At 63.5% G+C, this 14695-nt stretch carries 15 protein-coding genes; 9 read left to right on the plus strand and 6 right to left on the minus strand.

Annotated elements, in window-relative coordinates; genetic code table 11:
* Window positions 1–13 precede the first annotated feature (13 nt).
* The 4 genes from ACFFJ7_RS06385 to ACFFJ7_RS06400 are packed head-to-tail and all read right to left on the minus strand — an operon-like array spanning window position 14 to window position 2984.
* A complete protein-coding gene (locus ACFFJ7_RS06385) occupies window positions 14–844 on the minus strand; it encodes an SDR family NAD(P)-dependent oxidoreductase (RefSeq protein WP_377591235.1) in 831 nt (276 codons plus the stop codon).
* A 25-nt stretch (window positions 845–869) separates the two neighbouring features.
* A complete protein-coding gene (locus ACFFJ7_RS06390) occupies window positions 870–1289 on the minus strand; it encodes a MaoC/PaaZ C-terminal domain-containing protein (RefSeq protein WP_377591240.1) in 420 nt (139 codons plus the stop codon).
* Window positions 1290–1306: 17 nt separating this feature from the next.
* The gene (locus ACFFJ7_RS06395; RefSeq protein WP_377591242.1) at window positions 1307–1762 is read right to left on the minus strand and encodes a MaoC family dehydratase N-terminal domain-containing protein; all 456 of its coding nucleotides are present in this window, start codon (window positions 1760–1762) and stop codon (window positions 1307–1309) included.
* Between the two features lie 37 nt (window positions 1763–1799).
* Window positions 1800–2984 (minus strand): lipid-transfer protein, encoded by a 1185-nt coding sequence (locus tag ACFFJ7_RS06400; protein WP_377591243.1) that lies wholly within the window; start codon window positions 2982–2984, stop codon window positions 1800–1802.
* A gap of 338 nt (window positions 2985–3322) precedes the next feature.
* Here ACFFJ7_RS06400 and ACFFJ7_RS06405 point away from each other — a divergent pair, with 338 nt between their 5' ends.
* Entirely contained in the window at window positions 3323–4393 is a 1071-nt protein-coding gene (locus tag ACFFJ7_RS06405) for an AraC family transcriptional regulator (RefSeq protein WP_377591245.1), read from the plus strand.
* Window positions 4394–4433: 40 nt separating this feature from the next.
* On the opposite strand, the gene ACFFJ7_RS06410 is transcribed toward ACFFJ7_RS06405, so the two are convergent.
* Complete coding sequence (locus tag ACFFJ7_RS06410) at window positions 4434–5585, minus strand: AraC family transcriptional regulator (protein ID WP_377591247.1); 1152 nt, start codon at window positions 5583–5585, stop codon at window positions 4434–4436.
* A gap of 187 nt (window positions 5586–5772) precedes the next feature.
* Between ACFFJ7_RS06410 and ACFFJ7_RS06415 the strand changes: the two genes are divergently transcribed.
* From ACFFJ7_RS06415 to ACFFJ7_RS06445, 7 genes are all read left to right on the plus strand, one after another.
* Window positions 5773–7089, plus strand: coding sequence for an ABC transporter substrate-binding protein (locus ACFFJ7_RS06415; RefSeq protein ID WP_377591249.1), 1317 nt, complete (start codon window positions 5773–5775; stop codon window positions 7087–7089).
* Between the two features lie 86 nt (window positions 7090–7175).
* A complete protein-coding gene (locus tag ACFFJ7_RS06420) occupies window positions 7176–8033 on the plus strand; it encodes a branched-chain amino acid ABC transporter permease (RefSeq protein WP_377591251.1) in 858 nt (285 codons plus the stop codon).
* Window positions 8030–8986, plus strand: a complete 957-nt coding sequence (locus ACFFJ7_RS06425) for a branched-chain amino acid ABC transporter permease (RefSeq protein WP_377591253.1) — start codon at window positions 8030–8032, stop codon at window positions 8984–8986. The genes ACFFJ7_RS06420 and ACFFJ7_RS06425 overlap by 4 nt, the downstream gene beginning before the upstream one ends.
* A complete protein-coding gene (locus ACFFJ7_RS06430; protein WP_377591255.1) occupies window positions 8983–9747 on the plus strand; it encodes an ABC transporter ATP-binding protein in 765 nt (254 codons plus the stop codon). Before ACFFJ7_RS06425 ends, ACFFJ7_RS06430 begins: the two co-directional genes overlap by 4 nt.
* Window positions 9744–10445, plus strand: a complete 702-nt coding sequence (locus ACFFJ7_RS06435) for an ABC transporter ATP-binding protein (protein WP_377591257.1) — start codon at window positions 9744–9746, stop codon at window positions 10443–10445. The genes ACFFJ7_RS06430 and ACFFJ7_RS06435 overlap by 4 nt, the downstream gene beginning before the upstream one ends.
* An 8-nt stretch (window positions 10446–10453) precedes the next feature.
* Entirely contained in the window at window positions 10454–11686 is a 1233-nt protein-coding gene (locus ACFFJ7_RS06440) for a thiolase family protein (protein ID WP_377591259.1), read from the plus strand.
* A 9-nt stretch (window positions 11687–11695) separates the two neighbouring features.
* Window positions 11696–13246 (plus strand): AMP-binding protein, encoded by a 1551-nt coding sequence (locus ACFFJ7_RS06445; RefSeq protein WP_377591261.1) that lies wholly within the window; start codon window positions 11696–11698, stop codon window positions 13244–13246.
* Window positions 13247–13452: 206 nt separating this feature from the next.
* Here the strand turns inward: ACFFJ7_RS06445 and ACFFJ7_RS06450 are convergent, their stop codons facing one another.
* Window positions 13453–13746, minus strand: a complete 294-nt coding sequence (locus ACFFJ7_RS06450; protein ID WP_377591263.1) for a hypothetical protein — start codon at window positions 13744–13746, stop codon at window positions 13453–13455.
* Between ACFFJ7_RS06450 and ACFFJ7_RS06455 the strand changes: the two genes are divergently transcribed.
* Window positions 13745–14542 (plus strand): SDR family NAD(P)-dependent oxidoreductase, encoded by a 798-nt coding sequence (locus ACFFJ7_RS06455; RefSeq protein WP_377591265.1) that lies wholly within the window; start codon window positions 13745–13747, stop codon window positions 14540–14542. The genes ACFFJ7_RS06450 and ACFFJ7_RS06455 overlap by 2 nt on opposite strands.
* Window positions 14543–14695: the final 153 nt, after the last annotated feature.

The following is a 14695-nucleotide window of genomic DNA, read 5'->3' on the forward strand; positions in this document are numbered from 1 at the left end:
CGATGGTCTCCTTTCAGATGCCGGTGAGGCCGCCGGAGCACAGCAGGGTTTCGCCGCTGACGTAATCCGACTCCGGAATGCAGAAGAGATAGACCGCGCCCGCGGCCTCCTCGGGCGTGCCGCCGCGGCCGAGCGGAATGGTGCGCTCCATCGCTGCCAGCAGATCCGGGTTGACACCCACTTTGATGTCGCGGCCGTCGATGCGCTCCGTGCCCTGGTCGGCGGAGTTGCCTGTGAGGCGGGTCCTGATGAGGCCGTAAGCGACGCAATTGACGGTGACGTTGAGCCGCCCCCATTCCTTGGCCAGCGTCTTGGTGACACCGGTGATGCCGGCTTTCGCGGCCGAATAGTTGATCTGACCCGCATTGCCGAAGAGGCCGGCGACCGACGAGATATTGACCACCTTGCGCACGATACGCCGGCCCGCCTCCGTCTCGGCCTTCGCCAACGCACGGATCACCGGCTGGGCAGCGCGCAGGATGCGGAACGGCGCCGTCAGGTGGCAGTCGATCATGGCGTACCACTGCTCGTCGGACATCTTCTGGATGACGTTGTCCCATGTGTAGCCGGCGTTGTTCACCAGGATGTCGAGGCCGCCATAGGTTTGCGTCGCCGTGCCGACGAAGCGTTCGGCGAAATCGGGCGCGGTGACGCTGCCGGGGCAGGCTACCGCCTCGCCGCCGGCGTCGCGGATGGCCGCCACCGTTTCCTCGGCGGGCGCCTCGTCGAGGTCGTTGACGACGATGCGCGCACCGTCGGCGGCGAGTTTGAGAGCGATGGCGCGGCCGATGCCGCGGCCAGACCCGCTGATCAGGGCGATCTTGCCCTCGAGTTTCCGTGTCATGGAATGTCCTCCCCCAGTGTTGGTCTCAGCGCAGGGCGATGAGCGCATCGCCGACGATCTTGGTTTGTCCGTACTGATTGGCGCTCGCCACCTCGACGCGCACGCAACTTTCGCCATCGTGTTCCAGCTTCTCCACGATGCGGCCCGTGCAGCGGATGGCGTTGCCGAGATGGGTGATGGCCTGGAAGCGCACGTCGAGCCGCCGGAGGCTCGATTGCGGCGCCCAGCCGATGAGCAGCCGGCCGATCCACGCCATCCCCAACATGCCATGCGCGAAGACGTCTGGCATGCCGGCGCGGCGCGCGTATTCGATGTCAATGTGAACGTCGTTGTGGTCGCCGGATGCGCCGGCGAAAAGCGCGAGCGTCTTGCGGCTCACTGGCGGCAGATCAAGCGGTGGCAGGGCGTCGCCGACTTGCACGGCGTCGAAATCGGGTATCGTCATGATCGATCCTCTCCGGTTCAGTGGCGCACGACGAGGATCGAGCGTAGCTCGGCCACAAGCTTGTCGTTCTGGTCGACGACGCGGGATTGCTTGACGACGAATTCAAGCGCGCCGCCCTTCTTCGCGTAGATGTCGGTGATGCGCGAATGGACGGTGACAGTATCTCCCGCGCATACGGACTTGTACCAGGTGAAGCCCTGCTCGCCGTGGAGCAGCTTGGGGAGCGGGATGCCGAGGTCATCAAGCAGGCTGTCGATGGCGCCGGAATCGAGTTCCGCCGCGAAGAGGAATGTGGGCGGGGCGACCAGGTCGGGATAGCCCGCAGCCTGCGCGGCACCCACGTCTGTGTAGATCGGATCGGTGGCGCCGATGGCCTTGGCGAAAAAACGGATGCGCGTGCGCTCGATCGGCAGGACGGAGGGCGGCAGTTCATGGCCGATCCATTTGGGGTCGATCGGTTGTGGAGCGGTCATCCCGGAAGTGTTCGTGGCGGAAGCGTTCATGGCGGTCTCACACGCGCTCGTAGAGCGTCACGACGCAGGCGCCGCCGAGGCCGACATTGTGTTGAAGACCGAGGCGCGCATCATCCACCTGCCGCACGCCAGACTGGCCGCGCAGTTGCTGGACGAGTTCGGTGCACTGGGCAAGGCCAGTCGCGCCGAGCGGGTGGCCCTTGGAGAGCAGGCCGCCGGACGGATTGGTAACGACGCGGCCGCCGTAGGTATTGTCCCCGTCCTCCACGAATTTCTCTGCATCTCCCTCGGCGCAGAGCCCCAAAGCTTCATAGCTGATGAGTTCGTTCTGGGCGAAGCAGTCGTGCAGCTCGACCAGCCTGATGTCGCGCGGGTCGACGCCCGCGGCGTCGTAGACTTTGCGCGCAGCCGCCTTGGCCATGCCGTAACCGACGACTTCCCGCATGTCGCGTGCCTCGAAGGTCTCAGGCCGGTCCGTTTCCATCGCCTGAGCCCGGATGCGCACCTGCGGCGTGAGGCCGAGACGCTGCAGGGCGCCGGCGGAACACAGGACCGCAGCGGCGGCGCCGCAGGTAGGCGGGCATGCCATCAGCCGTGTCAGGACACCGGGCCAGATGGTCGGGGACGCCAGTACCTCCTCCTCCGTCATCACCTTGCGGAACAGTGCGAGGGGATTGTTGGCCGCATGGCGGCTCGCCTTGGCGCGCACCTTGGCGAAGGTTTCGAGGCGGGTGCCATACTGCTGCATGTGGGCGATCCCGGCGCCTCCGAAGTAGCGCAGAGCGAGCGGTATCTCGCCGTGTCCCACCAGTTCATCGGTCGCGGTATCGAAGCGGTCGAACGGCGACGGCCGGTCCGTGAACGTGTTACCGATCGCGCCGGAACTCATGTGCTCGAAGCCGAGCGCCAGCGCGACATCCGCCGCACCGCTCGCCACGGCCTGACGTGCCAGGAACAGTGCCGTCGATCCGGTGGAGCAGTTGTTGTTGACGTTGATGATGGGGATACCCGTCATCCCGACTTCATAGAGCGCCCGCTGCCCGGCAGTTGAGTCGCCATAGACATAGCCGGCATAGGCTTGCTGCACCTTGTCATAATCTATTTCGGCGTCCGCGAGGGCATGCCGGACGGCTTCGGCGGCCATCTGCGGATAGGGGGCGTTGGCCCCTGGCTTGGTGAACGGGATCATGCCGACCCCCGCCACGTAAACATCTTGCGACACGGTGCAACTCCTGTTTCAATCGGTCGACCCGGGGTACGCAGTTCATGCTCGACTGCGAAAGGAGGACGCACTGGAACAGGCGGCGTGCGGTCATGCCGGCAGACGCAACAGCGTGCCGGGCAAGGATGCCTCTCCGACGAGGGTTAGCTCCGGCGGGGAAGCCGGCTCATTCGAGCTCGTCGCGGGAACCGTATGTTTCCTCCTTCCGCAGGCATTGCATGCTGCGGTTCTTGGCGGATAATGACGCGTGGGGTAGGAGGCGGCGATTGCCAGTCAGGTCGTTTGGATTGCAAAACGCGTCACTTCGCGCCTCATCACGTCAGCGTCACCGCTGTGTCGTGCATCCACCCGTTACTGTCCCGATCGCGGCCGTAACGGGCATGCTGTCCGGCGTCGCGGCCCAGCAAGAGGACCGCTGGCTTGGTGTCCTCGTCGATGAGGCCGGCATCCCGCGCAGTCTGCTGGCGGAGAAAGACGCGCGCGTGACCGGCGACCAGTATGTGAAGCTGTTCACGACGCTGATGAACCGGCTCGACGACGAGTGCCTCGGCCTTCTCTCCCGGCCGCTGCGCCGGGGAGGGTTCGCCCTCGTGGCGCGCTCGGCGCCCAGCGCGCCGTCCCTCGCCGTGGCGCTCGACCGCATCGGCCGTGGTTTCGGGCTGCTGATCGATGACGTGACTTTCGCCGTGGTCCATGACAATTCCCTCACCGGCCTTGTCCTGTGCCCGCGACCCGGCATGCCGCAGCCGCGCAACTTCTTCTTCGAGCTGCTGCTGCGGGTGTGCTGGCGCCTGCTCGCGTGGCTGCGGGGAGGGCGATTGCCCGCCAGCCGGTTCGATTTCTGCTTTCCCCGGCCTGACTATGCCGACATTTACGGCGACATCTTCCGGGCGCCCGTGCGCTTCGATCAACCGACTGCGGCGGTCTGGCTCGATAGCGCGGCATTGCGCGGACCCGTGCGGCGTGACGCGAACGACCTCGAGGCGTTCCTCGCGTCCTCTCCTGCCAACGTGGTGCTGCCCTGGCTCGGGGAACGAACGGCAGGCGCGCAGGTCCACGCCCTCCTGCAGCGAACATGTCCTGTCTGGCCCGACCTGCCGGCGGCGGCGAAGAGCCTCAACATGTCGGTCAGCACCCTTCAGCGACGCCTGAATGCCGAGGGGAAGTCATTCCAGATGCTGAAGGACCAGCTACGCCGCGACCTCGCCATCATGCGGCTCGTGACCAGCACGGAGCCGCTTTCGGTGCTGGCGGCAGAGCTCGGATTCGCCGATTGCGCGGCTTTCCAGCGCGCCTTCAAGACCTGGACAGGCAGCGCGCCGGGCGCCTACCGCCGGATGTTGGAGACGGACGTCCGGCGCGAAACGCCGCCTGCCCTGTCCGCCCGCGTCTCCGCCGGTTCCCGGTAGAGACGGAACGGCGCCGGCGGCGGCTACAGCGCGCTTGCCGTCAAGTCTGCATGGGAAGCGCGGAAGCAAAGATGCCGCGGCTCGTCTTCCGGTATGTCGCAGGCGAAACCCCGGCCACACGCCGGAAGAAGCGCGAAAAACTCGCCGTTTCCGCATAGCCTAGTCTCTCGCCTATCGCGGCGATCGCAAGAGACGAATCCTCCAGAAGCTCGCGCGCACGTCGCAGCCTCACGTTATCGAGGATTGCGCCGTAACTCGATCCGCACTGAGCAAGGCGGCGATGCAGCGTACGCTCGGATACATGTAGCCTGCCAGCGACCTCGACCGCGCTGGGAAATTCGGTCCGTGACTGCATCAGCACCTGGTAGACCCCGTTCACGATGCCGTCGAAATTGGGGCTGGTTTCGAGCATGTTCTCGCAAAGCCGACGGTAGCTGGCTGCGAGAACCGGATTTGTCATCGGGAGCGGCAATGCCCCCGCGCCGGCCTCGAAGTGAAAGGCGGTTCGGGACGACCGATAGATGAATTCGGTCTCCCAGCGGCTGTCAAGGTTCATCCAGTTCTTCGGACGGTCGAGGGGGCTCTCCACGTATTTCAGCGGCAATCGCTGCTGTCGCAGGTCCCAGAAGAAAGTCGGCACCGAGCCAAGTGCACGCTCATGCATGAACTCACGCATGTCCGCCGGAGTGAACTGGTCGTTCGCCGTGAAGGCGATGCCGATGCCGTCCCGCTCCACGAGCCGGTACTCCAGCATCGAATAGCCGAGTGCCTGCATCTTGGTGAAAAGGCGCAATCCTTCGGTCACGTTTGCGGAAACCAATACGGCCAGCCCGAGCGGTCCGTAGGTGACGAGACTGTAGCGCAAGCCCGCGTGGAACGCTGCTCCTGCGACGTGACCGGTGGTCTGCAAAAAGAACTTCTCGAAGCGAAGTTCCTGATGTCCGTTCAGCGTGCTCCATGGGTCGTCGAGCACGTTCGGATCAATGCCCGCCGCGGTAATCAGAGGAATGGGATCCAGTCCGAATTCGATGAGTACCTCGCACATGATCCGGAGGCTCTGATTGGGCAGCCGAATGCTATCGAGACGGTCTACCTGCATGTCGGAGGTCTCCCTGCTGACCGGGCTCTCACTATCGGCATCGTGGCAGTTAAAGTCAAATTGTTGGCAGTTGCGAACATTCTCGAACGACATTTTGTTTGCGAGTATTCCTCAATGAAGGGTCCCTCCAGAGGACCCGAGGAGGAGACAGCAATGACCGCAGCCTGTGCGATCGGGGCATCCCGCGTGATGCCAATTCTCTTGCGACGATCGGGATTCTAACCAAATCAGCGAGCTTTAGCGCGGACCGCGTTTGCATCGGCAGCATTCCACATCACGGATGCTTCGTGCGGGATCGTGCGACGCAATTCATCTCCAACATCTGAATGCTGTTCCGGGGCTATTCCCGGACCAGATGGCTGCCTGTGACTTTCGTTCCAGGACGGGTTCCATTGCATCATCAAGAGGGAAGAACATGAAACGTCGGACATTACTGAAAATGGCGGGCGCCACCGCATTGGCGGGTGTATTTCCCGCGCAGATATTGCGCGCCAGAGAGCCGGACGAATTCCATATTGCAGCGATCCTGGCGTTTTCCGGTCCCTACGGGTTGATCGGCACCGACATGCGCAAGGGGGCCGAGCTCGCCGTCGCGCATCGAGGGGGAAAGGTGCTGGGGAAGTCGATCCGTTTCAGTTGGGAGGATGACGAAACGAAGCCGCAACCGGCGGTGCAGAAGGCAACCCGACTGCTGGCCGGAGGCGCGCAGACTATTTTCGGTGCCGTAGGATCGGCCTCGACGCTCGCGCTGCAGAGCCTTGCCAACCAGCGCAAGGTGCCGCTTCTGGTTACCATTTCGGCCGATGACGCGATCACTAAGCGTAACGGCTCGCGTTACACCTTCCGCACGTCCAATACGCTCGGCATGGAAATCAGGATGTGCGTCGAGTTCGTGAAGACGGCGGGGCTGAAGAAGATCTACGGTGTGACGGCCGACTATCAGGCCACCCGCGAAGCGTGGGAACAATTTTCGGTGCTCGCTGCCAACATCGGCGTGGAAATTGTCGGCGGCGATTTCGCCTCCCTCGGCAACCGCGACTATTCCGTCATCATCGACAAGATCGCGAAGACAAATGCCGAGGGGATCATCGTCGTCGCCACCGGCAACGACGGCGTGACCTTCGTCAAGCAGGCGGGCCAGGTCGGTCTCGGCAAGAGCAAGACAATCTTCGGTCCCGTGCTGCAGGACGAAACATTCGCCGCGGCGACCGGACCGGCGGCGCTGGGCGTTCAGTCGGGCGTGCGCTACCACTTCAGCATCGACAATCCGCAGAACGGGAAATTCGTCGATGCATACCGCGCCATCCACGGCAGCTTCCCGTCGAGTTTCGCGGGCGAGGCCTATGACGGCCTGAGCTGGTGGCTGGACGTCGTCGAATCGACCGACAAGTGGGACATCGAGGCGTGGGTGAATGCCTTCGAAACCAGCGTCCGGGAAAATTCGCTCGAGGGGCGCAAGGAAATGCGCCCATGCGACCATCAGGCCGCCCAGGCCGGCCTGTGGGGCGAGGTCGTGCGTGGTGAGGCGCCGTTGCCGGAGCTGACCATGAAGATCACGAACGTTTTCCCGGCCGACAAGCTGTTCGATGCCTGCTGATGGCCCGCTCAATCGGCCGGTAGGGGTGACAAAGCCGCCGGCCTCTCGCCCGCTCACCGCCATGCCCGTGATCGGAAATCAAACGAATGTCCATTGTCATTATCGGTCTTAGTCTCAGCTTCCTGCTGTTTCTCCTGGCTGCAGGCCTTACCCTGATCTTCGGGATGCTGGGCGTCATCAATTTCGCCCACGGCGCTCTCTATATGCTCGGTGCCTACGTCTGCTATAGCGTCGGCGTGGCGACGGGGTCTTTCTGGGGCGGTCTGCTAGTCGCTCCGCTGGTCGTTGCCGCCGTCGGCGCGCTGATGGAAACGCTGACGCTCCGGCGTGTCTACGATCGCGATCATATCTACCAGCTTCTGCTTACATTCGGCTTTATCCTGGTCTTCGACGATGTGACGAAGATCGTCTGGGGCCTCGACTACAAGCAGGTGCCTACGCCGGAAATCTTCTCGCAGCCGATCGAGATGTTCGGCAGCCTGATTCCTTCCTATCGCGTGTTCGTTATCCTTTTCGGGACGGCGGTCTCGATCGGCCTATTCCTGGTGCTCGACCGTAGCAAATGGGGCATGGTCATCCGCGCCGCGAGTTCCGATTCCGACATGGCGCAGGCGCTCGGCATCGACGTGTCGAAGGTGCGCACGGGGGTCTTCGCGCTGGGCGCGGGCCTTGCGGCCGTCGGGGGCGCGATCACTGCCCCGTTGGTGCCGATCGAGCTCGGAATGGGCTTCAGCATCATCATTGACTGCTTCATCGTCGTCATCATCGGCGGTCTCGGCAACATCCGCGGTGCCATCCTCGCCTCGCTCGTGATCGGGATGACGCGAGCGGCCGGCTATGCCTACGCCACCGAATGGGTCGAACTCACGACCTTCGCGCTGCTGATCGTAACGCTGATGTTCCGCCCCGCCGGCCTGTTTAGCTACAAGGGACGCTCGGCATGAACAACCTGCTCCGCAGCCCGTTCCTGACGGGCGCTCTCATGGCCGCCATGATCGTCAGCCCGTTCTTCCTGTCCGGGGGCGAGGGGGTCAACCTCGTCAGCCTGATCCTGATCTGGGCGCTATTCGCCATCGGTTTCGACCTGATCTTCGGCATGGCCGGTCTGTTATCCTTCGGGCATGCGGCGTTGTTCGGGAGCGGTGGTTACGCACTCACTTTCCTGACCGTCGGCCACGGCGTCGGCTTCCTGCCGGCGCTGCTGGTGGCCGCGGCCGTAGGGGCGGCTCTGGCTTTCGGCCTCAGCATCTTCGCGCTCAGGGTGTCGGGGCTGTTCTTCTCGCTGCTGACACTGGCGCTCGCCCAGATGGTCTACATTCTGGCGTCCACCCGGCTGCGGGAGTTCACCGGCGGGCTTGACGGCATCCCCGGTGTGCCGCGTCCCGAACTGTTCGGGATCGATTTCTACGACAACCACAATTTCTACATTTTCCTGCTCGTCGTGTTCCTGCTTGGCCTCGGCCTCATGGCGCTGCTGCGCGCCTCGCCCTTCGGGCGGTCGCTCAGGGCCGTGCAGGCCAACGCGGTGCGTGCCGCGCAACTCGGCTACAATGTTCACCGCCTGCGGCAGGTCGCGTTCATCGTTTCGGGGGCCTATGCGGGCGTGTCGGGCGCGCTGCTGGCTTCGCTGATGTTCTACATCAGCCCGCAGATGCTCCACTGGACGACTTCCGGCGACGTTCTGATCATGACCGTGCTCGGCGGCAAGGGTACGCTGCTCGGGCCGATCCTTGGGGTGGCGGTGTTCGAGGTGCTGAAGGAGGAACTGAGCCAGTTCACCCAGTACTGGTACGGTATTCTCGGCCTGGTTTTCATCGTCGCGACCATCTACTTGCAGAACGGCATCGCGGGTCTGTTCCAGCCGCGCGGCGGCGGTCGCGAAGGAGGTTCCCCATGAGCGGCGGATCGCTAGCAGGCGGATTGCTACGCTGCGAGAACGTTCAGGTCGCGTTCGGCGGGCTGAAGGCGGTGAATGGCGTGAGCCACGATTTCCTGCCGGGCCGGCTATACGGCCTCATCGGCCCGAACGGTGCCGGTAAGACCACGCTGATGAATGCACTTTCGGGCCATGTGACAGTGAGCGCAGGCCGCGTGCATCTGGATGGAACGGACGTGACCGACCTGCCGGTCCACGCCCGTGCACGCGGCGGCCTGGGGCGGAGTTTCCAGATCACCAAGATCTTCGCCGGAATGTCGGTGCTGGAAAATCTCGAACTCGCCGCCTTCGCGCATCGCTACCGGGTCCAGCCGTTCTGGCTGCCCGTCGGCCGCTTCCGCGGCGTGCGCGAGGCGGCGGAGCGGGTGCTGGACGAGGTCGGTCTCGCGCGGCTTGCGCACGCGCCGGCGGAGAACCTGTCGCACGGTGATCAACGGGCTCTGGAAGTCGGGCTGACGCTGCTCGGCGAACCGCGCGTGCTGCTGCTCGACGAGCCCCTCGCCGGCGTCGGCCACGATCAGGTGGAACGGGCCATCGGCCTGCTCGGGCGCATCGTCAAGAACCGGACCGTGTTGTTGATCGAGCACAACATGGATGCGGTGATGGAGATCTCGGACGAGATCATCGTGATGGTGCAGGGCCAGATTCTGGCTTCCGGCCTGCCGAAGGACATCCGCGCCAACGCAGCCGTGCGCAGGGCCTATCTGGGGGAAGAGCCATGACGGTGCTCGCGCTGCAATCCTGCGATGTCTTCTATGGCAAGGCCCAAGCCTTGCATCGGGTGTCGATCGACGTGTCGCAAGGCGAGGTCGTATCGCTGATCGGCCGCAACGGCGCGGGCAAAAGTACCTTGCTCAAGGCGCTGATCGGTCTCTGCTCCATCGCCTCCGGCCAGCGCCGGTTGCATGGCGACGACGTGACAGCGCTGCGCCCGTATCAGCTCGGCCGGCGAGGTATCGCCTTCGTGCCCGATACCCGCCGCATCTTTTCCAACCTGTCGGTGGAGGAAAACCTGCGTATCGCAACAGTCATGGGGCGCACAGGCCGCTGGACCATAGAGCGGGTGTGGGAACTCTTTCCGGTACTGAAGGTGCGCGGCATGCAACCGGGCAACACTCTCTCCGGCGGCGAACAGCAGATGCTCGCCATCGGGCGTGGCCTGCTGACGAACCCTGACGTCCTGTTGCTGGACGAGCCGACCGAGGGCCTCGCGCCGCTCATCGTCGATCTCCTCGTCGAAGCGATGCGTGTCATCAACGGCGAGGGAATGGCCATCCTGCTGGTGGAGCAGAACCTGCGCGTGCCGCTGAAACTTGCGCACCGGCAATTCGTCATCGACCACGGCGCCATGCTGTGGAGTGGAACGACAAGCGATCTGCAAGCCAATCGCGACCGGATCGAATCCCTGATCAGTGTTTGAGGTGAACCATGGGACATGCATATATCGTCGGAGTAGGGATGTCGCGGTTCGGGCGATTTCTCGACCGCTCGTTGGCCGATATCGCGGCCGAGGCCGTCACCGAAGCCATTGCGGACAGCGAGCTGGAGCGGGCTGATCTTCAGGCCGTCTTCTTCGCCAACGCCACCCAGGGCATCGTCGAAGGACAACATCTCGTGCGCGGGCAGATCCTGCTGCGCAAGCTTGGTCTGCCGGGCATTCCGGTTACTAATCTGGAGAACGCGTGCGCGAGCGCCAGCACGGCGCTGAACGCCGCCTGCGCCTACGTCATCTCGGGTCAGGGCGATGTTGCCATGGCGCTGGGTGCGGACAAGATGAATGCGGCCGATCGCGCTAGGTCCTTCGCGGTTTTCGACGGGGCATGGGATGTGGGCGACGAGGAGGCCTCCATCCGCCGTCTCGCGCAGTTCGGCTCGGCCGTTGAGCCGCCGGAACGCAAGGTCGAGACCGGCCAGCGCAGCGTTTTCATGGATATTTATGCTGCGCTTGCGCGCTATCACATGGGTCGGTTCGGCACCACACAGGCTGATATCGCCGCCGTTTCGGCCAAGAACCACAAGCATTCGGTGCTGAATCCCAAGGCCCATTACCAGACGCCCATGACCGTCGACGAGGTGCTGGCGGCGCGGGAGGTGTCGTGGCCGCTGACCCTGCCGATGTGCGCGCCGATCAGCGATGGCGCCGCTGCGGCCATCGTCGTGTCGGAAGCGAGGGCACGGCAGTTGGGTCTGTCCCGCGCCGTTCGCGTTGCCGCCAGCGTGCAGGCGTCGGGGTCGGATCGTGCCCCGGATGATATCGAGCGGCATCTATGTCGACGCGCCGTCGACCGAGCCTACGAGGTCGCTGGCCTCGGCCCGCAGGACGTCTCTGTTGTCGAGGTTCACGATGCTTCCGCCTTTGCCGAATTGCAGCAGGCGGAACTGATGCGGCTGTGCCCGATGGGTGAGGGTGGCCCGCTGGCGCGTTCCGGGGCGACATCGCTTGGCGGGCGCATCCCTATCAATGTGTCGGGCGGTCTTGAGTCACGCGGGCATCCGATCGGTGCTACGGGATTGGCGCAGATCTACGAACTCGTCATGCAATTGCGCGGCGAGGCCGGGGGCCGTCAGGTTTCCGGCGCGCGTGTCGGCCTGGCCGAGAACGGTGGCGGCTTCTACGGATACGAAGAGGCCACCGCCGTCATCACTTTGCTTCAGCGTTAGGACAAGGCCATGCGTTTAATCGATCTTTTCGACCGCGGCGTCGCTATCGCCCCTGACCGCGTCTGCCTGAAGGATGCCGACATAAGCCGGACGTTCCGCGACGTGCAATTACGAACCTTCCGCTTCGCCAACGTCCTCGCCGCGACCGGGTTCACACCGGGCCAGAAGGCGGCGGTTTACAGTCCCAACTGCGTTATCGGCTTCGAGGTGATGCTGGGCCTGTTCCGGTCGGGAGTCGCCTGGGTGCCGGTCAACGCAAAGAACGCCATCGGCGAGAACTGTTATATTCTCGACAATTGCGACGTCGAAATCCTGTTTTATCACAGTGAGTTCGAACCACTGATTGGCCAGATTCGCTCTGCCTGTCCGAAGATTGGCCACTACATCTGCCTTGATCGGAGAACGGACGCGGTGCCGTCGCTGGAAGATTGGATGAAGGATGCGCCGGAGACCGATCCGGACGTGCCGCTTGGTCCCGATGATCTGGTGGGCATCCTCTCTTCCGGTGGCACAACGGGGCAGCCCAAGGGCATCCTGCTGACGCAGCTCAACTGGACGACCATGGTCGCCAATTTTTGTGCCGCATTGCAGGTCGGGCCTGAGCCGGTGCATCTGGTCATCGCGCCTATGACTCATGCCGCCGGGTTGCTGGGTGTGGTTCTGGCGGCTGTCGGCGCCACCAACGTTATCCTTCCCCGTTTCGATGCGGCGGCTGTGCTCGACGCGATCGAGGCGGAAGGCGTCACGCACCTGTTCCTGCCGCCGACCGCGATCTACATGCTGCTGTCGCATCCGGGCATCGAAGGGCGCAACTTTTCGAGTCTGCGCCACTTCATCTACGCGGCCGCGCCGATGGCCGTCGATAAGCTGCGGCACTGCCTGGCGATCTTCGGACCGGTCATGACCCAGAGCTTTGGCCAGGCCGAAGCACCGATGTTCTGCACAGTCCTGCCGCCCGAGGACCATCTGGTCATCGGAGATCCTTTGCGGGAAAAGCGTCTGGCAAGTTGCGGCAGGCCGGCACTGCTGACCCGTGTCGCCATCATGGATGGCGATGGCAACCTGCTGCCCGCAGACGAGCGCGGGGAAATCGTGGTGCGTGGCGATCTCGTGATGAAGGGCTACTACAAGAACGAGACCGCCACCGCCGAGGTGTCGCAGTTCGGCTGGCACCATACCGGCGACATCGGCTTCATCGACGGGGACGGCTATGTCTACATCATCGACCGCAAGAAGGACATGATCATCTCGGGCGGCTTCAACGTCTATCCGAGCGAGGTCGAGCAGGTGATCTGGGCGCATCCCTCCGTGCAGGATTGCGCCGTCATCGGCATTCCCGACGAAAAATGGGGTGAGGCCGTCAAGGCCGTGATCGAGCTCAAGCCCGGTGCCAGCGTCGATCCCGAGGAGATCGTCGCACTCTGCAAGGCGGAACTCGGCAGCATCAAGGCACCGAAGTCGGTGGAGGTCTGGGAAGCTCTGCCGCGCAGCCCGGTCGGCAAGGTGCGCAAGAAGGACATCCGGGATTCGTTCTGGCGCGGGCAGGTCCGGAACATCTAGACGAAAAAGGATGATGAACGTCGCCACGCTTCTTCAACAGTCGGCAATCGTGTTCGGGGGGCTTCCGGCCGTTTGTCAAGGCGCCGTCGTTGTCCATACTTGTGCGTCATTGCGCGCCCGCAGCGCGACCGTCGCTGTGGGCCTTGCGGCACTCGGACTCGCGTCTGCCGCGCGTTGCGATCTACATGGCGAACCGGCCCGAGTCTCTAGAAATCCTGTTCGGCATCTGAGCCGCCAGCCGAGTGGTGGTGCCAGTCAATGCCAAGCTCCATCCTTGGGAACTGTCGTACATCCTCACCGACAGTGAGGCGGCAGTGCAGTTCATCGATTGGCTCGGCGAAGTCTCCGGTTGCGAAGCCATTATCGATATCGGCGAGTAACAATACCGTGATCTGGCCGGGGTTGCCGCGGATCTTGTTCAAGCCCCGGCCGCGGGAGACCTTGTCGCACGGGATAGGGTGGATGTCCGCATTTTTTAACAGATAGGGGGAGGACATCATGGTTGGACGTTTGCAGGACAAAGTGGCTGTCGTCATGGGCGCAGGGTGCGCGGGTGAGGGATGGGGCAACGGCAAGGCGACGGCTGTGCTTTTCGCTCGCGAGGGCGCAAGGGTGGTCTGCATCGATCACAACCTCGAGTCGGCGGAAGCTACGGTCGACATCATTCGCGCTGAAGGCGGCAAGGCTGTCGCCATGCGGGCCGATGTGACCTCGGCGGAACATATCGACCGCGTGACGAAGGACGTGCTGTCGGATTTCGGCCACATCGATGTGCTGCAGAACAACGTGGGCATCGCCGACACCGTCTGCGCCACCGAAGCAGTATCCGAGGCGAGCTGGGACCGGGTGATGGACGTCAACATCAAGAGCATCTTCCTGACCTGCCGGCGCATCATGCCCGAGATGGCGAGGAGGCGCGGGGGTGCGGTCGTCAACGTGTCCTCTCTCGCCTCGATCAGGATCATCGGTGTTCCGATGGCTTCCTATTATGCCTCGAAGGCGGCAGTGAACCAATTCACCCAGGCGGTGGCCATCGAATATGCGACGCGGGGTGTACGTTGCAACGCGGTTCTGCCAGGGCTCATGAATACGCCGATGATCGTCGAACCCTACAAGTACGTCTATCAGGACGTCGACGACATGATCGCGCGGCGCGATGCTATGGTTCCGACTGGAAAAATGGGCGATGCCTGGGACGTTGCGCACGCTTCTCTTTTTCTGGCGTCGGACGATGCGTCATACGTGACCGGCGTCCTGTTGCCCGTTGACGGCGGCATGTCCTGCAAATGCGGTTGAGGCCGGACAAGGTGAAGCTGATTGAAGCTAACAGCACCAAGTGACTCTCGGCACCGCCGACGTACATGAGGGGCCGGACGGCACGACAACACCGGTTGTCGCCTCACTGCCCCACGAGGTCGGTGACGACGACTGGGCGCTGTCTCCCGGACC

The organism is Pseudochelatococcus lubricantis, assembly GCF_042432495.1.
Taxonomy (GTDB): Bacteria; Pseudomonadota; Alphaproteobacteria; order Rhizobiales; family Beijerinckiaceae; genus Pseudochelatococcus; species Pseudochelatococcus lubricantis.